Annotated in this window: 21 protein-coding genes; 14 read left to right on the forward strand and 7 right to left on the reverse strand. The window is 71.1% G+C overall.

What is annotated here, in order from left to right:
* Positions 1–232: 232 nt before the first annotated feature.
* The gene (locus ACLJQF_RS28835) at positions 233–3,322 is read right to left on the reverse strand and encodes a BTAD domain-containing putative transcriptional regulator (RefSeq protein WP_410613347.1); all 3,090 of its coding nucleotides are present in this window, start codon (positions 3,320–3,322) and stop codon (positions 233–235) included.
* Positions 3,323–3,408: 86 nt separating this feature from the next.
* Between ACLJQF_RS28835 and ACLJQF_RS28840 the strand changes: the two genes are divergently transcribed.
* A complete protein-coding gene (locus ACLJQF_RS28840; RefSeq protein WP_410613349.1) occupies positions 3,409–4,020 on the forward strand; it encodes a thioesterase II family protein in 612 nt (203 codons plus the stop codon).
* Positions 4,021–4,080: 60 nt separating this feature from the next.
* Here ACLJQF_RS28840 and ACLJQF_RS28845 read toward each other — a convergent pair whose 3' ends face one another.
* Entirely contained in the window at positions 4,081–5,121 is a 1,041-nt protein-coding gene (locus ACLJQF_RS28845) for a Shedu anti-phage system protein SduA domain-containing protein (protein WP_410613351.1), read from the reverse strand.
* A 295-nt stretch (positions 5,122–5,416) separates the two neighbouring features.
* Between ACLJQF_RS28845 and ACLJQF_RS28850 the strand changes: the two genes are divergently transcribed.
* The 8 genes from ACLJQF_RS28850 (at position 5,417) to ACLJQF_RS28885 (ending at position 12,470) form a co-directional block, all read left to right on the forward strand.
* On the forward strand, positions 5,417–6,397 hold the full coding sequence (locus ACLJQF_RS28850) for an ABC transporter substrate-binding protein (protein ID WP_410613353.1): 981 nt from the start codon (positions 5,417–5,419) through the stop codon (positions 6,395–6,397).
* Positions 6,398–6,606: 209 nt separating this feature from the next.
* Positions 6,607–7,395, forward strand: a complete 789-nt coding sequence (locus ACLJQF_RS28855; RefSeq protein ID WP_410613355.1) for an ABC transporter ATP-binding protein — start codon at positions 6,607–6,609, stop codon at positions 7,393–7,395.
* Positions 7,388–8,095 carry an ABC transporter ATP-binding protein gene (locus tag ACLJQF_RS28860; protein WP_410613357.1) on the forward strand — a complete coding sequence of 236 codons (708 nt, stop codon included), beginning with the start codon at positions 7,388–7,390 and terminating at the stop codon, positions 8,093–8,095. The genes ACLJQF_RS28855 and ACLJQF_RS28860 overlap by 8 nt, the downstream gene beginning before the upstream one ends.
* A 29-nt stretch (positions 8,096–8,124) precedes the next feature.
* Complete coding sequence (locus ACLJQF_RS28865; RefSeq protein WP_410613359.1) at positions 8,125–8,976, forward strand: branched-chain amino acid ABC transporter permease; 852 nt, start codon at positions 8,125–8,127, stop codon at positions 8,974–8,976.
* Positions 8,973–10,049, forward strand: coding sequence for a branched-chain amino acid ABC transporter permease (locus ACLJQF_RS28870; protein ID WP_410613361.1), 1,077 nt, complete (start codon positions 8,973–8,975; stop codon positions 10,047–10,049). The genes ACLJQF_RS28865 and ACLJQF_RS28870 overlap by 4 nt, the downstream gene beginning before the upstream one ends.
* Positions 10,036–11,352 carry an ABC transporter substrate-binding protein gene (locus ACLJQF_RS28875; RefSeq protein ID WP_410613363.1) on the forward strand — a complete coding sequence of 439 codons (1,317 nt, stop codon included), beginning with the start codon at positions 10,036–10,038 and terminating at the stop codon, positions 11,350–11,352. Before ACLJQF_RS28870 ends, ACLJQF_RS28875 begins: the two co-directional genes overlap by 14 nt.
* A gap of 59 nt (positions 11,353–11,411) precedes the next feature.
* On the forward strand, positions 11,412–11,978 hold the full coding sequence (locus ACLJQF_RS28880) for a TetR/AcrR family transcriptional regulator (RefSeq protein ID WP_410613365.1): 567 nt from the start codon (positions 11,412–11,414) through the stop codon (positions 11,976–11,978).
* Between the two features lie 78 nt (positions 11,979–12,056).
* Positions 12,057–12,470 (forward strand): HPF/RaiA family ribosome-associated protein, encoded by a 414-nt coding sequence (locus tag ACLJQF_RS28885; protein ID WP_410613367.1) that lies wholly within the window; start codon positions 12,057–12,059, stop codon positions 12,468–12,470.
* 221 nt (positions 12,471–12,691) lie between these two features.
* Here ACLJQF_RS28885 and ACLJQF_RS28890 read toward each other — a convergent pair whose 3' ends face one another.
* Positions 12,692–13,018, reverse strand: a complete 327-nt coding sequence (locus tag ACLJQF_RS28890; RefSeq protein ID WP_410613369.1) for a hypothetical protein — start codon at positions 13,016–13,018, stop codon at positions 12,692–12,694.
* A 205-nt stretch (positions 13,019–13,223) separates the two neighbouring features.
* Here ACLJQF_RS28890 and ACLJQF_RS28895 point away from each other — a divergent pair, with 205 nt between their 5' ends.
* From ACLJQF_RS28895 to ACLJQF_RS28905, 3 genes are all read left to right on the forward strand, one after another.
* Positions 13,224–13,889, forward strand: a complete 666-nt coding sequence (locus ACLJQF_RS28895) for a glycoside hydrolase family 11 protein (protein WP_410613371.1) — start codon at positions 13,224–13,226, stop codon at positions 13,887–13,889.
* A gap of 2 nt (positions 13,890–13,891) precedes the next feature.
* Entirely contained in the window at positions 13,892–14,557 is a 666-nt protein-coding gene (locus ACLJQF_RS28900; protein ID WP_410613373.1) for a polysaccharide deacetylase family protein, read from the forward strand.
* A 126-nt stretch (positions 14,558–14,683) separates the two neighbouring features.
* A complete protein-coding gene (locus ACLJQF_RS28905; protein WP_410613375.1) occupies positions 14,684–15,337 on the forward strand; it encodes a response regulator in 654 nt (217 codons plus the stop codon).
* A gap of 287 nt (positions 15,338–15,624) precedes the next feature.
* On the opposite strand, the gene ACLJQF_RS28910 is transcribed toward ACLJQF_RS28905, so the two are convergent.
* The 4 genes from ACLJQF_RS28910 to ACLJQF_RS28925 form a co-directional block, all read right to left on the reverse strand.
* Complete coding sequence (locus ACLJQF_RS28910) at positions 15,625–17,064, reverse strand: family 43 glycosylhydrolase (protein ID WP_410613377.1); 1,440 nt, start codon at positions 17,062–17,064, stop codon at positions 15,625–15,627.
* A gap of 52 nt (positions 17,065–17,116) precedes the next feature.
* On the reverse strand, positions 17,117–18,898 hold the full coding sequence (locus ACLJQF_RS28915) for a DUF1996 domain-containing protein (protein ID WP_410613379.1): 1,782 nt from the start codon (positions 18,896–18,898) through the stop codon (positions 17,117–17,119).
* Positions 18,899–19,161: 263 nt separating this feature from the next.
* A complete protein-coding gene (locus ACLJQF_RS28920; protein WP_410613381.1) occupies positions 19,162–19,890 on the reverse strand; it encodes a cupin domain-containing protein in 729 nt (242 codons plus the stop codon).
* Between the two features lie 163 nt (positions 19,891–20,053).
* Positions 20,054–20,611, reverse strand: coding sequence for a TetR/AcrR family transcriptional regulator (locus ACLJQF_RS28925; protein ID WP_410613383.1), 558 nt, complete (start codon positions 20,609–20,611; stop codon positions 20,054–20,056).
* Between the two features lie 96 nt (positions 20,612–20,707).
* Here ACLJQF_RS28925 and ACLJQF_RS28930 point away from each other — a divergent pair, with 96 nt between their 5' ends.
* Together ACLJQF_RS28930 and ACLJQF_RS28935 are read left to right on the forward strand one after the other, a co-directional pair.
* Positions 20,708–21,085: a DoxX family protein gene (locus tag ACLJQF_RS28930; RefSeq protein WP_410613385.1), complete on the forward strand. Its 378-nt coding sequence runs from the start codon at positions 20,708–20,710 to the stop codon at positions 21,083–21,085.
* Between the two features lie 14 nt (positions 21,086–21,099).
* Positions 21,100–21,972 carry an RNA polymerase sigma-70 factor gene (locus ACLJQF_RS28935; RefSeq protein WP_410613387.1) on the forward strand — a complete coding sequence of 291 codons (873 nt, stop codon included), beginning with the start codon at positions 21,100–21,102 and terminating at the stop codon, positions 21,970–21,972.
* The last annotated feature ends 25 nt before the right edge of the window (positions 21,973–21,997 follow it).

Raw genomic sequence — 21,997 nt, forward strand, 5'->3', positions numbered from 1 at the left:
CCCGGCGCGGCTCCCGCGGGGGCCCGGGGCGCCGGGGCGAAGCACCGGCAAAGCCGCTTTCCCGCCGGCTGAGGTGGCGCGCGGGCCCGGCTGCGGCCACAGGTTCGGCTGTGGGGCTTGGGGGACGTCTTGAATGACTCATTCCGGGCGTCGGAGGTCTTGAATGAGTCATTCAAGACGCTGCGGCACGGTGCGTCCGGCTCCGGCGCCGGGGCAGCTGCCCGGGTGCGGCTCAGCCGGTGGCCCGGTCCCCGAGCCGCGCCAGGAATTCCCCCGCCAGGGCTTCCCCCGTCACGTGCCCCACCGCGCGGTACAGCGCCTGGGACTCCCGCGCCGTCCCGCCGGCCAGCGTCGACCGCCCCGCCGCCTCCTGGACCGCCGCCAGCCCCAGCAGCGCCTCCGCCTCCACCACGCGGAACCCGCCCGCGCGGGCCGCGTCCAGCGCCGTCCGCGCGTGTTCGCCCGCCTCACCCGGACGCCCGTCGGCCGCCAGCACCCGGGCCAGCGTCGCCGCCGCCTCCGCCAGCTGGCCCCGCAACCCCGACTCCGCCGTCAGGGACCGCGCCTCGCGCAAGACGCGCTCCGCCGCCCCCAGGTCGCCGCGGCTCTCCTCCGCCCGGCCCAGTGCGATCAGGGCCGCCGCTTCCACCTGCCGGTCGCCGTCGCGGCGGACGCACTCCAGGGCCGCCTCCGCCGTCGCCGCTGCCGCCGCGTGGTCGCCGCGGGCTATCTGCAACGCGCTCACCACGTTCAGCGTCGTGGCCTCGCCGAAGCTGGAGCCCAGGTCGCGGAACGCCCCCAGCGCCTGGTCCAGGACCTCCCCGGACTCCGCCAGCCGTCCGGTGGCCAGGAGGATCGAGCCGAGGTCGGCGAGGTTGGCCGCCTCCCAGAACGCCAAGTCCTCCTTGCGGGCCAGCGCGATCGCCTCCACCAGGCAGTCTTCCGCCTGCTCCAGCCGGCCCAGCTGCCGGTAGTGGCAGCTCAGCGAGTTCAGCGCCAGTGCCTCTCCCGACCGGTTGGCCAGCTCGCGGAACAGCTGGATCGCGCGCCGGCTGTGCTCGACGGCCTCGGACAACCGCCCCGTCCACTCCAGCATCGACCCGAGGTTCGCCACCGCCGTGGCTTCGCACTGCCGCCAGCCGCACGCCCGGCTGGCCAGCACCGCCTTTTCCGTGTGCCGGATGCCGGCCTCGTGCTGGCCCTCGCGGAAGTACGCCCCGCCGATGGACAGCTGGACCAGCGCTTCGGCGGGCTGCGCGCCGTGCTCCTGCGCCGCGTGCAGCACGATCGGGGCCAGCTCGAGCCACTCCGCGCGCCGGCCGTGGTCGTGGAAGAACCGCCGCAACGCGTCGGCGAGGTACCAGGCGCCCGGGTACGGCCCGCGCGCCGCCGCCTGCCGCAGCGCCGCCGACAGGTTCGGCACCTCGACGTCCAGCCAGGCCACGGCTTCCGCGGCGCCGGCGAAGACCACCGGGCTCGGCGCCGACGGCGCGTCCTCGCGGGGGAGCGCCACGATCCGCGCGCCGAGCAGCGCGACGGCGGCGTCCGCGGCCGCGCAGTAGCCGGTGAACAGCCGCTCCCACGCCCGGTCGCGCGCGGGCTCGTCCTCCTCGGCGCGGACGCACTGCTCGGCGTAGCGGCGGGCGAGGTCGTGGAAGCGGTAGCGGCGGGGCGCGTGCGCCTCGAGCAGGTTCGCCGCGCTCAGCCCGCGCAGCCGCCGGGTCGCTTCCTCGACTCCGACGTCCAGCAGGGCCGCCGCGGCGATCGCCGTGAAGTCGGTCCCCGGCACCAGCGCGAGCAGCCGGAACGCCTGCCTCAGCCCGGGCTGCAGTGCCTGGTAGGACACCGAAAACGCCTTGGCGACCGCGCTTTCGCCGTCGAAGCCGAGGTAGGCCAGCGGATCGCCGCGCAGCTCGTCGACCAGCTCGCCGATGCTGGCGACGCCGGTGTTCGCCGCGGCGATCCGCAGGGCCAGCGGGTGGTGGCCGCACAGGCGGGCCAGCTCGGCCGCGGCTTCCGGCTCCGCCGCCGTCCGGTCGCCGAGCAGGGCGGTCAGCAGCGCCCGCGAGTCGGCCTCGCGCAGCTGCACCAGCCCCAGCGACCGCGCGCCGACGCGGGCGACCAGCTCGTCGAGCCGGTGGCGGCTGGTCACCAGCACCCGTCCCGACGACGGCAGCAGCGGCAGCACCTGGGCGGTGTCGCGGGCGTTGTCCAGCACCACCAGCGCCTGCCGGTCGGCCAGCAGCGACCGGTAGAGCTTGCTCTGGTCGTCGAGGCCGGGCGGCACGTCCCGGAGGTCGACGCCGAGGGTCCGCAGCAGCTGGGCGAGCGCGGCGGCGGGGGTGAGGGGCTCGTCGTCGGCGTCGAAGCCGCGCAGGTTCACGTACAGCTGGCCGTCGGGGTAGCGCGTCCGGGCGGTGTGGGCCCAGTGCACGGCCAGCGCGGTCTTGCCGACGCCGGCGGTGCCGGTGATCACCCAGACGTCCCCGGGTTCGTCGAGCGCGGCCAGCTCCGGCGCCCGGCCGGCGAACCCGCGGACGTCCAGCGGCAGCTCGGCGGGCCGAAGAGGGACCGGCGCGGCCGGGGCGGCGGCAGGCGGGGCCGGCTCGCCCTCGCCGCGCAAGATCCGCATCCGCAGGTCCTGCAGGGCCTGGCCCGGCTCGATGCCCAGTTCGTCGACCAGCAGTTCGTGCGCCCGCGTGTACGTCTCCAGGGCTTCCGGGGTGCGGCCGCAGCGGTGCAGCGCGAGCATCAGCGCGGCACGCAGGCGCTCGCGGAACGGGTGGTCGTCGACGAGCCGGCGCAGTTCGCCGGCCACCTCGCCGTGCCGTCCCGCGACGAGTTCCTGTTCGTACAGCTCCTCCAGCACGACGAGCCGGCGTTCGGCCAGTGCGGGGACCTCGTACTCCGCCAGTGCTTCGCTCACCCCGCCGAGCGGGGTGCCCTCCCACAGCGCCAGCGCGGCCCGCAGGTGCGCGACGGCGTCCGCGCCGGAGGTCGCCCTGGCTTTGGCGACCTCCTCGTCGAACACGTCGAGGTCGCGATCGCCCGGAGCGACCTCGATGAGGTAGCCGGGCGTCCGCCGCACGATGACGTCGCGGCCGAGCAGCTTCCGCAGTTCGGAGATGTGCACCTGGAGCCGCCCGCGGACGCTCGGCGGCGCGTTCTCGCCCCAGGTCAGGTCGATGAGGCGGTCCTCGGTGACCACGCGATTGGGGTTCAGCAGCAGCGCGGCCAGCACGGACGTCTGCTTCTGGCCGCCGGGGCGGACCGGGCCCGTGTCGCCGACGACCGTGACCGGTCCGAGCAGGCGGTAGCGCACGAATTGCCCCCCGGAAGACGGACCGAAGCGAAACGGAAGTGCTCTGGTCGACCCTATCCCCGGGCAGGCAGTTAGGGAGGCCACGGGTGGACCGAGACGACGTGCAGCGCCTGTTGTTCGTCTGCTTCCCGGACGCCGGGGAAGCCGCCGGCCGCTACCGCGCCTGGCGCGATCCGCGGATCGCCGTGCAGGTCGTGGAGCTGCCCGGCCGGGGCGATCGCCGGGACGAGCATCCCTACCGGGACATGTGGCTGCTGGTCGAGGCACTGGCCGGGGAACTGGCGGGGCCGCTCGAGAGCCCGCACGTGCTGTTCGGTGCGGGGCTCGGCGCCTTGGTCGCCTACCGGCTGGCCCAGCGCCGGGTGGCCGCGGGACTGGGGGTCCCGCGGGCACTCGTCGTGGCGCACCAGGCGCCGCCGGCCCGGGCCGCGCAGGCGGTGCCGGAGCAGGCGGGCCGCGCCGACGTCAGCCTGCTGGCCAGCGACGCGCACCTGCCGGTGGCGCCGCCGCTGCCGTCCCCGATCCGCGGGTTCGGCGAGCCGCACGTGATGACGGGCTGGGGGGAGCACACGAGCGCCGGGTTCGTGCTCACGCCGGCCCGGGCGCAGGACAGCGCGGCCCTCCTGCGCGACGCCGTGCTGCGGTCGGCCCACCTCATCTCCGCCATGCAGGTGCAGGGGCTGCCGCCGGTGTCCTGAACGACTCGTTCAGGACGTCGGACGTCCTGAACGAGTCGTTCAAGACGTTCGGGCCCGCGGTCAGCCGGCCGGGGACGGCGCGAGTTCCAAGGCCTTCTCCGCGCCTTGGATGAGGTCGGCGTAGGTGATCACCTCGACGCGGCTGAGGTGCGCGTTGTAGGTCCGGAGTGTCTCGGGGACGTGCTCGCGCGCCTGGGCGTCCGGCACGTGCTGCGGGTGGCCGATGACCACCGTCGCGAAGGCGCGCCGGCATTCGATGCCCAGTTTCTGCTGGATGGTGTTGCGTTCTTCGTCGAATTCGCGCAGGTAGTTGAGGCTCTGGCCGACCGCCTTGTTCACTTCGGGGCCGACGACGAAGAAGTCCCGGTGCGGGATGACGAGGTTCGGGACGCAGGCCCGTTTTAGCTCGACGACGTGCAGCGCGCCGTCGGCCCGGATCAGGGGGACGTCCAGCTGCGTCATGACCGTCAGCTGCCGGCGTTTCGCCTTCTCGACGAACCTGCCGCCGAACATCCACCAGCTTTCCTGCAGGATCTGCTGGAATTCGTTCTCCTTGGCGTCCGGATCCCGGACGACTTCGGAAAGCGCCGCGATGACGTCCCGCTGCTTCGCGGCCTGGATGCCGTCGAGCAGCACCTGCCCGGCGCCGTGCGCGGCCAGGATTCCGGCCGCGTTCGGGGCGCCGGCCAGCGCTTCCGCGAGCTGGGCCAATTGGCCCGCATCGGTTTCACCCGTCTGGACCTTCCGGATGACCGCCGCGAGCGGGGCGTCCGGCTCCTCCGTCGGCTCCGGGGTCTCGAAACGGTCCGACAGGAAACGGTGGAGTTCGCCGATGGCCGCGTCCTCGCACGTCCATCGGCTCGCGCCGGGCCGGAGGTCGAATCCGGAGAAATCCGGTCTCGGGGTCCACGAATTGACCATGAGAATCAGTTGTCCGTCGTCGCCTTCTTGCGGCACGTAATAGATGGTCGCGGTTTTGAAGACGTTTTCGTCTTGGTGGACGACGGTTGATTCGACGTGTCGGTAGCCGGGAGGTGTGGACTGCTCGATCCGCCTTATCAGTTCTTCGGCGGCATCCGGTTCGCCGGGGGTGGAGGTCACGCCAGGCAGTCGCGCCGCCACTCGGTGGCGTTACGACGATCAGCGCAACCCGAGGTCACTACCTGGGGTGGCAAGATCACGAAACCCGGCAGTTGGGCGACGGTTTCTTTCCGGCGGCTCCGGTCGCCCTGTCAGTAGGTAACCCGTTCCGCCTCTGTCACTCTTTCGCGTGAACGTGGCGTGCCGTATTTCTCGGCAACACATTTGCGGCCCGGGAAATCGTCATCTACAGTCCCGCTGATCACGGCCGAACGAGCCGTATTCCGTGGTCCCCATAATTTTTCCGAGGAGTGGCATGCTTCATCGCGCCTCGACCCGCCGGCTCTCCGTGCTCGCCCTGGTCGTCGCCGTCCTGCTGACCGGGTGCAGCCAGTCCAAGAGCTCTTCCGCCGCCGGTGCCGTCGAAAAGCCGTCGATCCGGGTGGCGATCCTCACCACCGTCGACCTCGCGCCGCTGTGGCTGGCCCAGGAAGGCGGGTACTTCAAGGCCGAAGGTCTCGAGGTGCAGACCGACGTCGGCGCCAGCGGGCAGGAGACGCTGAGCCGGATGACGAGCGGCCAGGACGACCTCGCGCTGTCCACCTACACCCTGTTCTTCCTGGCCAAGAGCAGCGGCGCCGCGGACGTCAAGCTGGTGACGGACGGGACGTCGGCGAGCCCGCGCAGCAACGAGGTCGTCACCGTGCCGAACTCGTCGGTGAAGACGGTGAGCGACCTCCAGGGCAAGCGGATCGCGATCAGCTCGAAGAACGCCGCTTCGGACGTGCTGACCCGGTCGGTGATGCGCGACCACGGCGTCGACGCCGGCAAGGTGCAGTGGGTGCCGATGCCGCTGCCGGAGATGAGCGGCGCGCTGGCGCAGGGCCGGGTCGACGCCGCCTACCAGCCGGAACCGTTCCTCACCCAGGCTGCCCGGACCGCGGGCGCGTTCCCGGTCATCGACGCCGCCAGCGGCAGCACCCAGAACTTCCCGCTCACCGGCTACGGCGCCACCGCCAAGTGGGTCCAGGACCACCCGAAGACGGTGCGGGCGTTCCAGCGCGCGATGCTCAACGCCACCCGCGCCGCGGTCGACCGCGCGCGGATCGAGCCGCTCGTCGTCCGCAACGCCAAGGTGGACCAGGACATCGCCAGCCTGATGGTGATGCCGGCCTTCGGGTCCTCCCTGGACGCCCGCCGCATCCAGCGGGTGCCGGACCTGCTGCAGCAGCTGGGTGTGGTCCAGACGAAGCTCGACGCCTCCTCGATGATCGCTCCGCAGACCGGTACCGGCTGAGCCCGGGTCCGGTGAGCTGAAGGGGACTTTCCTCGCATCCGATGCGGGGGAAGTCCCCTTCGGCGCGCGTGGCGGGTGACCTTCGGCTCGCCTGGTGGGTGGAAAGTCCCGTTCCGCACGGTCTTGACTTCGCCGCCGCCGCAGCCCACCCTCTTCATACCGACCGCGCGGTACGACGAGGTCCACATGGTGGGATAGGAGAGTCATCGATGACGCTTCCCGAAGACCTGCTCGTGGTCGACGGTCTCACCGTGCGCTTCGGTGGTCTCACCGCCCTGCGCGATGTCCACCTGAGCGTCGCCGCCGGCACCGTCGTCGGAGTGATCGGGCCCAACGGCGCGGGCAAGACGACGCTGTTCAACGTCGTCTGCGGGTTCGTCCGGCCCCAGGAAGGCCGCGTGCGGTGGCAGGGACGGCCGCTCGTCCGGCACCGCCCCGAACACCTCGCCCGGCTGGGGATCGTCCGGACGCTGCAGGGTCTCGGCCTGTTCCCCGGCCTGACCGTCCTCGAGAACGTGCTGACCGGCGCGGGCCGCCACGCCCGGACCGGCCTGGTCCCGGCCCTCGCCGGCGCAAGCCGTTCGGCGTGCGACGAAGCCGATCTGGCCGCCCGCGCCCGCGAAACCCTCGGCGAACTCGGGATCGCCGACCTCGCCGGCCGGTTGCCCGGCGTGCTGCCTTATGGCGTGCGAAAACGCGTCGCGCTCGCCAGGGCCCTGGTGGCCGAACCCGATCTGCTGCTGCTCGACGAACCCGCGAGCGGGCTGTCGTCGGCCGAGCTCGGCGAGCTGTCGACGTTGATCCGCTCGCTGCGGCGGCGGACGGCGGTCGTGCTCGTGGAACACCACATGGACCTGGTCATGGAGGTCTGCGACCGGGTGGTGGTGCTGAACTTCGGCGAGGTGATCGCGGCGGGCACCCCGGCGCAGATCCAGGCCGACCCCCGCGTGGCCGAGGCCTACCTCGGCGACCCCGCCGAGGAGGCGTCCGATGCTTGAGATCGAAGAGCTGTCCGTGGCCTACGGCGCGGTCCGGGCACTCGACGGCGTCGGGATCACCGTCGAACGCGGCGGGATCACCGCCGTGCTCGGCGCGAACGGGGCCGGGAAGACCACCTTGCTGCGCACCATCAGCGGCCTGCAGCCCGCCCGTGGCGGCCGGATCACCTGGGACGGCAAGGAACTCACCGGGCTGGCGCCGGACCGGATCGCCCGCGGCGGCGTCGCGCACGTGCCCGAAGGCGGCGGCGTGATCACCGAGCTGACCGTCGACGAGAACCTCCGGCTGGGCGCGCTGTGGCGGCGGGACCGCATCGATCGGGCGGCCGCGCGCCGGGAGGTGTACGAGCTTTTCCCGGCCCTGGAAGAACGTTCGGCGAAACCCGCCTCGACGCTCTCCGGCGGTGAACGGCAGATGCTCGCCATCGGCCGTGCCCTGATGAGCCGGCCCGGGCTCCTGCTGCTCGACGAACCGTCGCTGGGCCTCGCGCCGCTCATCACCGCCCGGATCATGGGCATCCTGCGCGATCTGCGGGCCACCACCGGGCTCACCGTCGTGCTCGTCGAGCAGAACGCGCACTCCGCGCTGTCCATCGCCGACCGCGGGTACGTCCTCGCGCTCGGCCGCGTCGTGGCCGTCGACACCGCGGCGGAACTGCTGGCCGACGACGGCCTCCGCCACGCCTACCTCGGCTTCTGAACCACTCACCAGGAGGTGAACGGTCCGGTATGCAGGACTTCTTCGACCTGACCCTCGGCGGGATCTCGGCCGGCGCGGTGTACGCGGCGCTCGGGCTCGCCCTGGTCATCATCTACCGGGCCACCCGGGTGGTGAACTTCGCGCAACCCGCCCTCGCCCTGATTTCCACCTACCTCGCGTACTCGGTGACGAAGGCGACGGGCAGCTACTGGCTCGGGTTCGCCGTCGCGATCGCCGCCGGGACCGTGCTGGGCGTCGCCACCGAACGGCTGCTCATCCGGCCGCTGCGGCACCGCTCGGAGCTCAGCTCGATCATCGTCACGCTCGGCCTCCTGCTGGTGCTGCAGGCGGTCGCGGGCATGATCTGGTCCAACGAGCCGCTGGCGTTCCCGTACGCCTTCGACTTCCGCGGCCGGTTCTCCGCCAACGACCTGTTCGTCGTGCTCGTCGTCGTCGCCATCGCCGCGCTGGTGCTGGTGGTGTTCAAGTACACGCCGTTCGGCCTGCGGATGCGCGCGGCCGCGTTCGCCCCCGAAGTGGCGCGGACGCTCGGCGTGCGGGTCGGGCTGATGCTCACCGCCGGCTGGGGACTGGCCGCGGCCGTCGGCTCGCTGGCCGGGCTGCTCGCCACCCCGCCGTTCCTCTTCCCCAACGTGCTGGACGGCGTCTTCGTCTACGCGCTCACCGCGGCGGTGCTCGGCGGTCTCGACAACCCGCTGGGCACCATCGCCGGCGGGTTCGTCCTCGGCGTCGGACTGTCCTATGTGTCCGGATACTGGGGACCGGAGATGGTGACGATCGCCGCGCTGGCCATCCTCGTGGTGGTGCTGACGCTGCGGCCCAGCGGGCTGTTCGGCCGGGCCAAGGTGAGGCGGGTATGAGCGTGCGCACGGAACCGCCGGAAACGCGCGTGGCGACGACCCGGAGGCGTCGCACGCTGCCGCCGTTGCTCGTCCACGCGCTCGCCGCGCTGGGGGCGTTCGCGGTGGTCGTGCTGCTGACCCTGGTCACCGACGAGTTCACCAACCTGCGCATCGCGACCATCGGCTACTACCTGATCGCGGTGGCCGGGCTGACCCTGCTGACCGGCCTCACCGGCCAGGTTTCGCTGGGGCACGGCGCGTTCATGTTCATCGGCGCCTACACGGTGGCGCTGCTGGTGAAGCACGTGCCGTCGTTCCCGCTGTGGGCCGACCTGCTGCTGGCTTCCGCCGCCGGCGGGCTCGCCGGGCTCCTCGCGGGCGCGGCAGCGGCCCGGCTGCGCGGCCCGTACCTCGCCGGAGCGACCCTCGCCCTGGCCGTCGGCCTGCCCGCGCTGACCCGGAAGTTCCCCGACTTCCTGGGCGGCAGCAACGGGCTCAGCTTCACCGTCCACAGCAGACCGGCCGCGGTGGTCGGGGTCGTCCCCGAACTGCGCTGGCAGACCTGGATCGTCTGGCTGAGCGTGCTGCTCGCGCTGGTACTGGTGGTGAACATCGTCCGGGGCCGGCTCGGCCGGGACTTCCGCGCGGTCCGCGACGACGAGGTCGCCGCCGCGCTGAGCGGGATCGCCGTCGGGCGCACGAAAATCCTCGCGTTCCTGGTCAGCGCGGTGTGCGGCGGGCTCGCCGGTGGCCTGCAGGCGTTCCTGCTGGGTACCGCCGCGCCCGGCTCGTTCACGCCCGCGCTGTCGCTGAGCCTGCTGGCCGCGGTGGTGCTGGGCGGGCTCGGGTCCCTGTGGGGCGCGCTGTGGGGCGCGGTCGCGCTCGTGTACTTCCAGGCCTGGTCCGAGGACCTCGCCGACGTCCTGCACCTGAACACCGACGTGGCCAACAACCTCCCGCTCGCGGTGTACGGCGTGATCCTCATCGTCGTCGTGCTCGTCTTCCCGCGCGGCATCCAGGGCGGTTTCCAGCGGCTCCGCGCACTTCTCCGCAAGCCCGCCGAGAAAAAGGAGAACCATGAGAACCACTAGGTACGGCGCGGGTTTCCTCGCCCTCGCCTTGGCGCTGACCGCGTGCGGCGGCGCGGGGGAGAGCGACGGCGGCGGGCAGCAGGCCGCCACCGATTCGGCGGTCGGCGTCACCAAAGACACTGTCGTCATCGGCACCCACCAGCCGCTCACCGGCCCGGCCGCGCCCGGGTACAGCAAGATCTCCGCCGGCGCCCGCGCGGTCTACCAGGCGATCAACGACGGCGGCGGGATCAACGGCCGCAAGATCGAGTACAAGGTCGAGGACGACGGCTACAACCCGACGAAGACCGTCGAGGTCGTCAAGAAGCTCGTCCTGCAGGACAAGGTGTTCGCGATCGTCGGCGGCCTGGGGACGCCGACGCACTCGAAGGTCGTCGACTACCTGAACGCCGAAGGCGTGCCGGACCTGCTGGTGTCCTCGGGCGCGCTCGCCTGGGACAACCCGCAGAAGGCGCCGATGACCTTCGGGTACCAGGTGGACTACACCCGCGAAGGCAAGATCCAGGGCAAGTACGTCAAGGACACCTTGCCCGGCAAGAAGGTCGGCTACTTCACGCAGAACGACGACGTCGGCCGCGACACCCAGGCCGGGCTCGACCAGTTCGTCAAGGATCAGGTCGCCGTCCGGCAGGGCTACGACAGCGCCAACACCGACGTCACACCGCAGCTGTCCGCGCTCAAGGCGGCCGGCGCCGAGGTCGTCGTCTGCGCGTGCATCCCGGCGTTCACCGCGCTGTCGATCCTGGCCGCGGCGAAGATCGGGTACAAGCCGCAGTTCGTGGTCAGCAGCATCGGCGCGGACCCGGCGACGCTGTCCGGGCTGCTGCAGGACTTCGCCAAACGCGGCGGCGCCAGCGTCTCCAGCGGGCAGCTGCTGGCCGGGCTGATCGGCACCGGGTACCTGCCCGACGTCGCCCAGACGTCGGACCCGTGGGTCGCCTACTTCAAGGGCATCCACGACAAGTACATCGCGAAGGAGCCGTTCACCAACACGGTGCTCTTCGGCATGGTGCAGGCCTACACGTTCGGCCAGGCGCTCAAGGCGGCCGGGCCGGACCCGACGCGGCAGAAGATCGTCGAGGCGATGAGCTCCGGCGCGTTGAAGGGGCCGGGCCTGACACCGTTCGGGTTCTCGAAGGACTCGCACGCCGGCTACACGGGAGCGTACGTGTTCAAGATCAACCCGGACACCACGACGGCGGTGATCCAGCCACCGGCGGTCACCGACCGTGGCACGGGCGCGATCACGCCGTACTCCGGTGAGCGGGCCACCCCCGAGCAGGTCAACCTGGTGAGCAAGTGACGACCGGGCCGGCTCGTGGGCGCCGCGGGCCGGCCCGTCCGCTCACATAGGGTGGCGACATGAGTGTCAGGGAGAAGGTCGTGCGGGCGGCGGTGCGGCTGTTCGCCGAGAAGGGCTTCGAGGCGACGACGGTCCGGGAGATCGTCGAGGAGGCCGGCGTCACCAAGGGCGGGCTGTACCACTACTTCGAGTCCAAGGACGACCTGCTCTTCGAGATCTACGCGGCGATGCTGCGGATGCAGACGCGGCGGATGGTGACCATCGCCGGGTCGGACCTGCCGCTGCCGGAGCGGCTCCACGCGATCATCGCCGACGTCGTGGTCACGAGCATCGCCGACCTCGACGCGGCGACCGTGTTCTTCCAGTCGTTCCCGCTGCTGGAGAAGTCCAAGCAGGTCCAGGTGCGCGCCGAACGGCGGACCTACCACGAGCGGGTGCGCGACCTGGTCGCCGAAGGCCAGCGGGCGGGCGTCTTCCGCGCCGACGTCCCGGCCGACCTGGTGATCAACTACCACTTCGGCGCCATCCACCGGCTCGGCATGTGGTACCACGCCGACGGCGAGCTGTCGGGGGAGCAGGTGGGGAAGCACTTCGCGGACCTGATGCTGCGCAGCCTGCGTCCGTGATGGACGACAGGCCCGTTTGACGCCGCCGCCTCCGTGGTATTGACCGGAGACAACGCTGTCCCGCTTTGGAGGGTGCTCGTGCAGATCCAGGTCAACACCGACCACAACATCCACGGTGGCGAACGGCTGACCACCTACGTGACGACCGACCTGGAACAGAGCCTGTCCCGGTTCGGCGCGTGGTTGACCCGGGTGGAAGTGCACCTCAGCGAAGACGGCGGCGCCAAACCGGAAGACAAGAAGTGCGTGATCGAGGCGCGGCCCAGCGGCAAGCAGCCGGTGGCGGTCACCCACCACGCGACCACCGCGGACGACGCCTACGCCGGAGCGACCCACAAATTGGTGCGAGCACTGGATTCCCGGTACGACCGCGCCCACGACCACAAGGGCAGTGACAGCATCCGGCACATGCCCGCGCCGGAAGACCCGGACCAGGTCGGGGTGTTCGAGGACGGCGGGAACTCCCGGGACACCACGCCGGACATCGGCTAGCCTCACCCCCATGGCGAGCCCCGAAGCGTCCAGGGCCGGGCTGCCGGTCTTCCCGGCAGCCCGGTAGCTCGCCCTTCCGGGGGATCCGCGGCGCGGCGCTCCTTGAGCAGGTAACCCATCCCGCCGATGCCGTCGGCGAGCAGCTCGACCTGCCCGAGACAACTTCGATACAGGCCCTGGCGGGTGCGGGGGTGAGCCGGCCCGGCTCACCCCCGCCCGCGTCAGCAGGTCGTGTGCTTGTCCACGCCCTCGACGGAAGTCACCAGGTACTGGGTCGTCTGACCGAGCAGCACCGCGGTGCCCGCGGGCACGCACTTCTCGCCCCACTTGGCGCGGACGCCGCCGCCGTAGGCCAGCCCCCACACCTCGATCTTCGCGGCGGTGGAACCGCAGTTGCCCCAGTAGTAGTCGCGCGCGTTCGGGCCGGCCGCGCCCTGGGTCCAGTAGTTGCCGCAGGTGACCGACGCCGATGCCGGCGCCGTGCCCGCCACCAGGGGCAGAGCCGTCACGGCCAGGGCGAGCACGGCTGCCGCCGGAATGCGTTTCATGGGACCCCCCGTTGTGTCGAGAACTGTGCGGCGCCCACGCTAGCGCCTTCCGGGAGAAGCAAATCCCCTCAATTCCTAGGGGTTGACGGAAGTTTCGCGCCGCGGGAACATCGAAACTTTCCGAAAGTTATTGCCCGACCAGCGGGTCCACTCGCATGCTTTTGCCATCCTGGCTCGCCTGCCAGCCCCTCGACGAGGAGGAAGCATGCTCACCAAGAAACGCGGCCGCAGCAGGATGTTCGCCGGCGGCGCCGTCCTTGCGCTGATCGCCGCATTCCTGCCCGGAACCGCCTGGGCCGACACGGTCGTCACGACCAACCAGACCGGGAACAACAACGGCTACTACTACTCGTTCTGGACCGCCGGCGGCGGCTCGGTCTCGATGACGCTCGGTTCCGGCGGGAACTACCGGACGAACTGGAGCAACGTCAACAACTTCGTCGCCGGCAAGGGCTGGAGCAACGGCAGCCGGCGGACGGTGAACTACTCCGGCAGCTTCAACCCCTCCGGCAACAGCTACCTGGCGCTCTACGGCTGGACGTCCAACCCGCTCGTCGAGTACTACATCGTCGACAACTGGGGCAGCTGGCGGCCGACCGGGACGTACAAGGGCACCGTGACCAGCGACGGCGGGACCTACGACATCTACCAGACGACCCGCTACAACGCGCCGTCCGTCGAAGGCAACAAGACGTTCAACCAGTACTGGAGCGTGCGCCAGCAGCGGCGGACCGGCGGCAGCATCACCACCGGCAACCACTTCGACGCGTGGGGCCGCGCCGGCATGCGGCTCGGCAGCTTCAACTACTACATGATCCTGGCGACCGAGGGCTACCAGAGCAGCGGCAACTCGAACATCTCGGTGGGCTGACCATGCGCCGCTGGAGCACTTTCCTGGCCACGGCGGCCATCGCCGTGGCGAGCACCGTCGCCGTCACGCCGGCGGCCCAGGCAGCAGCGTGCAACGGGTACGTCGGCCTGACGTTCGACGACGGGCCGTCGAACGCCCACACCCCGGCCATCCTGAACGCGCTGCGGCAGAACGGGTTGCGGGCCACGATGTTCAACGAGGGCCAGTACGCGGCCGCGTACCCGGCCCAGGTCCGCGCCCAGACGAGCGCGGGTATGTGGGTCGGCAACCACAGCTACACCCACCCGCACCTGACCCAGCAGAGCCAGGCACAGGTGGATTCCGAGATTTCCCGGACCCAGCAGGCGATTTCGGCGGCGGGCGGCGGCACGCCCCGGCTGTTCCGCCCGCCGTACGGGGAAACGAACGCGACGGTCCAGTCGGTGGCGTCCCGGTACGGCCTCCGCCAGGTGATCTGGGACGTCGACTCGGGAGACTGGAACAACGCGAGCGTCGACGCGATCGTCGCGGCCAACGCCCGGCTCTCGAACGGCCAGGTCATCCTGATGCACGAATGGCCGGGCAACACCCTTTCCGCCATCCCGCGCATCGCACAGACGCTCGCGAGCCGCGGGCTCTGCGCCGGGATGATCTCACCGCAGACGGGGCGGGCGGTCGCCCCGGCCTGACGGTGCGGTGGCGCGGCGGTTGCACCCCGCCGCGCCACCATCCGTTCCTCCACAATGGATCCTCCGGCGGGCACCGGTGGTAGCCTGCCTCCCGGCATCGGGAGGGGGATCATGGGGGAGCCACGGATGATCAGGGTCGTCGTGGTGGACGACCAACAGGCCGTGCGCGAAGGCCTGGTCGCGCTCATGGGCCTGCTCGACGACGTCGAGGTGGCCGGCTCGGCGGCCGACGGCGCCGAAGCGCTCGCCCTGCTCCGGCGGCTCGACCGGATCGACGCGGTGCTGATGGACCTCACCATGCCGGTGCTGAGCGGCGTCGAAGCGACCGAGCGGATCGCCCGCGACCACCCGGAGGTGGCGGTCCTGATCCTGACGACGTACGCCGACGACGGATCGATCGCCGGCGCGCTGGCCGCGGGGGCACGCGGGTACCTGACGAAGGACGCGGGCCGCGCCGAGATCGGGGCCGCACTGCGGGCCGTGGTCTCGGGGCAGCTGACGTTCGGGGCCGGCGTGTCCGGCCGGGTGGCGTCGGCGCTGTCCGGGCGGGGAGGCGGGAACGACCGGCTGCCGGACGGGCTGACCGTGCGCGAGGCCGAGGTACTCGGCCTGATCGCGGCCGGGCTGAGCAACGGGGAGATCGCCGCGGAACTGGTCATCGCCGAGGCGACGGTGAAGACGCACATCAACAACGCGTTCGCCAAGATCGGTGTGCGCAACCGGATCGAAGCGCTGCGTTACGCCGTGCAGCACGGCTTGGGCCGCGGCTTCACGGCCTAGTACTGCAGGGCGAGATCTTTGTTCGGTGCGGCCGAAGATGGCCGGCCAGGACAATCCTGGACGCCGGTCTGCCGGTCTGCCGCAGCCGGTCGTGAGTGGTAATTCGGGTTAGAACCCGAATTACCACTCACGACCACCGGCCACGGCAAACGGTGACCTTGTTTCCCCAGGTCACGCACACAAGTGCCCCTGTGGAGGTGGTCCCACACGAAGAAGCTGCAGGGTCATGCCGGCCACGCTACGGACCGGGCCTTCTCGCGAAAAGCGCGAAAAACCGGTCGACTCGATCAGTTTCGCCGATGCTCGACGCGGTAGCGGAATTCCTGCAGGGACACGGTTCCGTCGAGCGCCTCCACCCCGATCATGCGGCCCGTGAAGCCGGCCGCGACCTCGGTGGACAGGTAGCGTCCGTCGAACGCCCCGAGGACCCGGTCTTCCGCCCCGAGCACGGACAGCTCGATGAGATCCGGTTCGTCCGCTTCCCGCAGGGGGCCGGACGGCTCCGGCCGGAGCGCCCGGATCCGCAGCGACACCACGGAACCGGCGGCGACCTCGGTGACGGCCTGGACGACCGGACCGATGGCGAGCGTGGCTGTCACCTTGCCGCCGTCGGCGATCAGGCCGTACCAGTGCCGGTCGTCGATGCGCACTACGAACGCGGCCGTGCCACGGGAAACGTCGAGGCCGGCTTCCGCGGTCCAGTACTCGTCGAGGGCCCGGGTCAGCAGGGCCCGCGTGAGCATCAGCTCGCCCGGCCCGGCCCACCGGGTGACGGGCGCGGCGCCCGGGGCCACCCAGCGCGGGTGCAGCTCCGCCGTCGCGAAGTCGTCGGTGAAGCTGTTGTCCGCCGGCGGGACCGGGAACCGGTCCTCGGCCACCACCGGCCAGCCGTCCACCCAGTCCACACCGGCCAGGAAGGTCTCGCGTCCGTTGACGTGGAACTGCGGTGTCTTGCCGCGCGGCCGGACGCCCAGGTACACCATCGCCCAGCTGCCGTCGGCGCACTCGACCAGATCGGCGTGCCCGGTGTTCTGCACCGGGTGCGTCGTGCTGCGGTGGGTCAGGATCGGGTTCGCCGGCGCCGGCTCGTACGGGCCCTCCAGGCTGCGGGCGCGCGCGAGGGTGACGGCGTGGCCGCGTTCGGTGCCGCCTTCGGCGAGCAGCAGGTACCACCAGCCGTCGACGCGGTACAGGTGCGGGCCCTCCGGCGCGGCCAGGCCGGTGCCGTTCCACAGCAGCCGTGCCTCGCCGAGCAGCGCGCCCGTCGCCGGGTCGATCGGCACGCTGGCGATGCCCGGCAGCTCCGGCCGGAACGACGTCCACGTGAGGTGGCATCGGCCGGCGTCGTCCCAGCAGAGGTCCGGGTCGATGCCGTCGGTGCCGGGCACGTGGACCGGATCGGACCACGGGCCGGCCGGCTCCTCCGCCGTCACGATCAGGTGCCCGCGGCCGGCTTCGAGGATGTTCGTGGTGACCAGGTGGAACCGGCCGTCGTGGTGCCGCAGCGTCGGCGCGAAGATGCCGGTGTTCGCGGCGCCCTCGCTCGGCGGCAGCTGGCTCGGCCGGGTCAGTGCGTGGCCGATGAGCTCCCAGGAGACGAGATCGGTGCTGCGCCGGATCGGGACGCCCGGCACGTACTCGAAGCTGGAATTCGCCAGGTAGAACGTGTCCCCGACCCGGCAGATCGAAGGGTCGGGGTGGAATCCCGGAACGATCGGGACCGTCATCGGTGGCTCCTCACGGGTGCCCGCCGCCGTCCGCGGCGGGCACCCGAGCGGGTCAGGCGTTGCAGGTCTTGTTGCGGTTGATGCAGTTGACGAGCTGGTTCATGATGCTCTGCGACATCACGTTCGCGAAATCGTCGTGGTCGGACAGGGGATTGTGCTCTTCGGACGGGAACGAGTCCACTTTGTACTGCTTCTTGACCTGGATGTCGTGCGGGATGTCGTAGACGAGCGTGATCCGCAGCTGCGGCACCGCCTTGAACCCGGCGGCGCAGCGGCCGTTCTTGTCCGGGAACACGATGTGCGTGCGGTGGTTGGCGCTGTCGGTGTTCTTGCCGTCCCAGCAGCTCGGGAAGTCGTGGATCCGCTCCACCTTGCTGCCTTCGGGGCAGATCGGGTACTTGTCGGTGAGCCGGTTTTCGAAGCCGGTGCAGGTCCACGCGGCCCGGGTGTTCTTGGTGCCGTTGATGGACGGCTTGGCGTCACCGCTGAGCGCCCGCAGGAACTTCGGCATCGCGACGACCTGGCCGGCCGGGCTGCCGCGGAAGGTGATGCCGGCCTTCGCCGGGCGCTGGATCTGCCCGTCGTTGTCCGGCAGCTCGTTGTTGGCGTCCGGGCCGGGCAGCGGCGGCGTCGCCGTCGCGCCACCGTTGTTCCCGTTGTTGCCACCGTTGTTGCCGCCCTGGCCGAGGCTGCACGGCGCGAGGGCGTCGAGGCCCTGGGGCTTGGCGGCGGTGCGGCCGATCGCGATGGCCATGCGGTCGATGGTGGCGACGCGCTTGTCCTTGAGCGGGCCGAGGATGGCGTTCTGGACGAAGTTGGGGCCGCCCTGGCCCTGGGTGCTGACCAGCCGCTGGTTCGCCTCCTGGATCTGCGTGTTCAGCAGCTGGAGGTTGCGGTCCACCTCGGCCTTGGCCGACGCCGGGACGGCGGGGAGCTTGCTCGCGACGTCCGGGCAGGTGATCTGCTGGGCCGCGCCGCCGGGGGCGCCACCGCCGTTGCTCGCGGGGTTGCCGCCGCTGCCGGCCTGGTCCTTCAGCACACAGGGGGCGAGGGCGCCGAGACCCTGCGGCTTGGCGGCGGTGCGCCCGATCGCGATCGCGATGCGGTCGATGGTGGCGACGCGCTTGTCCTTGAGCGGGCCGAGGATGGCGTTCTGGACGAAGTTGGGGCCGCCCTGGCCCTTGGTGCTGATCAGCCGCTTGTTGGCCTCGTCGATCTGCGTGTCGAGCAGGTCGAGGTTGCGGTTGACTTCGGCCATCGCCGAGTCGGGGACGTCCGGGAGCCGGCTGGCGACGTCCGGGCAGGTGATCGCCGGGGAGGCGGCGTCCTGGGCGGCCTGGTCGCGGTCGCCGTCCGGGGACTTCGCGGGCGGATTCTTCTCGTCGTCCTCGGTGTCGATGCGGACAACCGGCCAGAAATAGGCGGATTTGTCCCCGTTTTTGCACGTGGTGCCGGCGGCTTCGAGGCTCTTGTTGTTCGAGTCCGCGTTCGACGAGAGGTTGCCGACGTAGTCGTGCAGGTGCTGGGCACCGTTGCGCACACCGGGCTGGGCGACGAAGTTGTCCGGGTTGAAATGCTGGTTCTCGTTGCGGCCGCAGTCCACGGTGAAGGTGCCGGTGGACGCGCCGCGCGAGTTAGCGGGTTCCCGGTTGTTCGGGGGGACCTTGAGGATGTCGATGTAGAGCGCCGGGTCGGCCGGGTCGGCGCTGGCCTGGCCGGGAGTGCCGAACGTCGTCGACACCGCGATGCCGCCGGCGGCAACGGCCAGCGCGAGGACGCCGGTGGCGATCTTGGTTCGTCGGGAGATGCGGTGCTTTCCCGCGTTTCCGGGCATGAAGTGACTCCATGGGGTTCAAAGGGGGAGAGATTCCACTGGCCCGACACCAGTGGGCGGTTCTCTGTTAGCGGTAACAATGTCCGCCTTGTGAAGATCTAACCGATTCTTTCCGGGAGATCAACTGGGGGCGGGCACGGCGTAATCGTGACCCGCGCGAGCCCTGTTGTCCAGTGCTTTGTCGCGTGAGGAAAGAGTTCGGAAATGTAGTGAACCGCACTGAACCGGGAGCCGTGTACCCAGGTGAGGCGTGGAGTGCGGGGTCAGCTGTCCAGCATGGTCAGGCTCGGCGTCTCGCCAGGCCCGACCGGGAAGTAGGCGAGGAACGTGACGCCGTCGTCCTGGGGGTCGAACCGGGCGATCCGGGCCGATTCGGGCTCGTGGAAGACGTCGCCGGGGGTGAGCACGGTTTCCGGCTCGCCTTCGATCTGATAGACCGCCGAACCCGTTTCGATGCTGCCGAACACCGGTCCGTTGTGGACGTGCGGGCCGAGCTGTTCGCCCGGGGCGATGGTGATCCGGCGGATTTCGACGTGATCGATCACGCGAGGCGCCGCGAGCCGCTGGTCCAGCAGCAGCGTGCGGGTGAAGGCCGGGACGGCGGCGGGTTCGCCCTCGCCCGCCGGATCGCCGAGCTCGGTCGGCGTGCCGTCGGCGGGCAGTTCCTCGATCGCCAGGTGGGTCAGTGCCGTCGTGTCGGTGGCACCGTGCCAGTGCCACTCGCCGGCGGCGACGCGGACCGTGTCGCCCGGCCGGATCAGCTGGGCCGGGCCGCCGCGGCGCTGGACGTAGCCGGTGCCGTCGGTGACGACGAGGATCTGGCCGAGCGGGTGCCGGTGCCAGCGGGTGCGGGCTCCGGGCGCGAACTGGACGCGGTCGACGCGGGTCCGCGACGGGCCTTCGGGGACGGCGAGCGAGGTGATCCAGGCGCTGCCGGTGATCGCCTCGGCGGGGGCGGCGGTGCTGGTGGACGGAACGCGGCGGACGTGCACTTCGGGTCTCCTGAGGTTCGGTGGGCAGGGTTCCGGCAAAGTCGCGGCGGCCGTCCGGATGCCGTGAATGACTCATTCCTGGCATCCGACGCCAGGAATGAGTCATTCACGGCGTTCGGGCCATCGCGGCGGCGGCCCGGCCGGACTTTGCCGGACCCTGGGGTCAGCGGGTGGTGAGCAGCGCGAGCACGCCGGTGACGGCTTGGTCGAACGGCTCGGGGGAGTTCGCGGCGCGGGCCAGCACGTACCCGCCCTGCAGGACGGCGACGATCGTGGCGGCCAGGGCGGCGGTGTCCAGGGTGGCGGGCAGTTCGCCCGCGGCGCGGCCTTCGTCGAGGACCTCGGCGAGCCGGGCGCGCACGCGCGTGAGGGTCTCGTCCACCGGGGCGCGCAGCTCCGGGTCGGCCACGATGTCGGGGTCCTGGGTGAGCCTGCCGATGGGGCAGCCCTTGAGCACTTCGCGTTCGCGCCGCAGGTAGGCGGTGATGCGCTCGACGGCGGTGCCGGGCGAGCGCAGCTGCGCGTCGGCGGCGGCCAGCAGTTCTTCGGCGCTGCGCTGCACGGCGGCCAGTGCGAGGTCCTTCTTGCCGGCGAAGTGGTGGTACATGCTGCCCTGGCCGGCGCCCGCCCGCTGCTGGATGGCCTTGGGGCTGGTGCCGACGTAGCCGCGTTCCCACAGCAGTTCGCGGGCGCTGTCGACGAGCTGGTCCCGGGTTCCCATGGGCCATGACTGTACATACTAGTAGGTACAGAATCAATGCTGTCACAACTCCTCGCCGCGCGGTGTCTTGAGGCCGATCAGGAAAAGGAGAACGTCATGGACCTCGCACTGTGGATCACCGCCGGCCTGCTGGCCGTCGTGGCCCTGACCGGAGGCGTCGGCAAAGTGTTCGTGCGCAAGGAGAAGCTGGCGGCCGCACCGGGCGGCGAATGGACCGCCGGTGCCGCTCCCGGCTTCGTCAAGGGCCTCGGCGCGCTGGAGCTGCTCGCGGCGCTCGGCCTGATCCTGCCCGCGGCGACCGGGATCGCGCCGGTGCTGGTCCCGGTGACCGCCGTCTGCTGGGTCCTGCTGATGGTGGGTGCGATGATCACCCACGTCCGGCACGGCAGCGCCGGGTTCGCCGCGCTGAACCTGGCTTACCTGGCCGTGGCGGCGTTCGTCGCCTGGGGCCGGTTCGGTGACTTCGCCGCGTGAGGGGAGCAGACGTCATGACCGAGGCCTTCGTCGCCCACCGGAACCTGCTGTTCACGGTCGCCTACGAGATGCTCGGCTCGGCGGCCGACGCGGAGGACGTCCTCCAGGAGACGTGGCTGCGCTGGGCCGAGGTCGATCAGGCGGGGGTGCGCGACGAGCGCGCGTACCTGGTCCGCATCACCACCCGGCTTTCGCTCAACCGCCTGCGCACGCTGCAGCGCCGCAAGGAGGCGTACGTCGGGCCGTGGCTGCCGGAGCCGCTGCTGACGACACCGGACGTGGCCGAGGACGTCGAGCTGGCGGAAAGCGTTTCGATGGCGCTGATGCTGGTGCTCGAAACGCTGGCGCCGACCGAGCGCGCGGTGTTCGTGCTGCGCGAGGTGTTCGACGTCGGGTACGACGAAATCGCCGAAGCGGTGGGGAAGAGCCCGGCGGCGGTCCGGCAGATCGCGAGCCGGGCCCGTCGGCACGTGGACGCCCGGCGTCCGCGCGAGGTGGTGTCGGCGCGGGAGACGCGGGCGGTGCTGGAATCCTTCCAGCGGGCGCTGGAGGGCCGGGACCTGCAGGGGTTGCTGGACCTGCTCGCGCCGGACGTGGTGCTGCTGAGCGACGGCGGCGGCGTCAAGCAGGCGGCCCTGCGCCCGGTCGCCGGATCGGACAAGGTGACCCGCTTCATCATCGGCGGCCTCGGCAAGGCGGCGGTGGAACTGACCAGCGCACCGATGACGGTGAACGGAAACCCGGCACTGGCGATGCACGTGGACGGGGCGTTCGACGGCATCATGGCGGTTCGTGTCGAGGGCGGCCGGATCAGCGGGCTCTACTTCGTCCGGAACCCGGAGAAGCTGACCCGGGTGGAATCGGAGACGCCGTTGACGCTGCGCTGAGGCCGGCGGCGTGCTTCCCCGCACA

The organism is Amycolatopsis sp. lyj-109, assembly GCF_046548995.1.
Lineage (GTDB): Bacteria > Actinomycetota > Actinomycetes > Mycobacteriales > Pseudonocardiaceae > Amycolatopsis.

Bases quoted from the DNA above. Each gene is read 5' to 3' on its own strand.
- ACLJQF_RS28850 (WP_410613353.1), top strand. From the start codon at position 5,417: ATGCTTCATCGCGCCTCGACCCGCCGGCTCTCCGTGCTCGCCCTGGTC.
- ACLJQF_RS28855 (WP_410613355.1), top strand. From the start codon at position 6,607: ATGACGCTTCCCGAAGACCTGCTCGTGGTCGACGGTCTCACCGTGCGC.
- ACLJQF_RS28860 (WP_410613357.1), top strand. From the start codon at position 7,388: ATGCTTGAGATCGAAGAGCTGTCCGTGGCCTACGGCGCGGTCCGGGCA.
- ACLJQF_RS28865 (WP_410613359.1), top strand. From the start codon at position 8,125: ATGCAGGACTTCTTCGACCTGACCCTCGGCGGGATCTCGGCCGGCGCG.
- ACLJQF_RS28870 (WP_410613361.1), top strand. From the start codon at position 8,973: ATGAGCGTGCGCACGGAACCGCCGGAAACGCGCGTGGCGACGACCCGG.
- ACLJQF_RS28875 (WP_410613363.1), top strand. From the start codon at position 10,036: ATGAGAACCACTAGGTACGGCGCGGGTTTCCTCGCCCTCGCCTTGGCG.
- ACLJQF_RS28880 (WP_410613365.1), top strand. From the start codon at position 11,412: ATGAGTGTCAGGGAGAAGGTCGTGCGGGCGGCGGTGCGGCTGTTCGCC.
- ACLJQF_RS28890 (WP_410613369.1), bottom strand. From the start codon at position 13,018: ATGAAACGCATTCCGGCGGCAGCCGTGCTCGCCCTGGCCGTGACGGCT.
- ACLJQF_RS28895 (WP_410613371.1), top strand. From the start codon at position 13,224: ATGCTCACCAAGAAACGCGGCCGCAGCAGGATGTTCGCCGGCGGCGCC.
- ACLJQF_RS28900 (WP_410613373.1), top strand. From the start codon at position 13,892: ATGCGCCGCTGGAGCACTTTCCTGGCCACGGCGGCCATCGCCGTGGCG.
- ACLJQF_RS28905 (WP_410613375.1), top strand. From the start codon at position 14,684: ATGATCAGGGTCGTCGTGGTGGACGACCAACAGGCCGTGCGCGAAGGC.
- ACLJQF_RS28910 (WP_410613377.1), bottom strand. From the start codon at position 17,064: ATGACGGTCCCGATCGTTCCGGGATTCCACCCCGACCCTTCGATCTGC.
- ACLJQF_RS28915 (WP_410613379.1), bottom strand. From the start codon at position 18,898: ATGCCCGGAAACGCGGGAAAGCACCGCATCTCCCGACGAACCAAGATC.
- ACLJQF_RS28925 (WP_410613383.1), bottom strand. From the start codon at position 20,611: ATGGGAACCCGGGACCAGCTCGTCGACAGCGCCCGCGAACTGCTGTGG.
- ACLJQF_RS28930 (WP_410613385.1), top strand. From the start codon at position 20,708: ATGGACCTCGCACTGTGGATCACCGCCGGCCTGCTGGCCGTCGTGGCC.
- ACLJQF_RS28935 (WP_410613387.1), top strand. From the start codon at position 21,100: ATGACCGAGGCCTTCGTCGCCCACCGGAACCTGCTGTTCACGGTCGCC.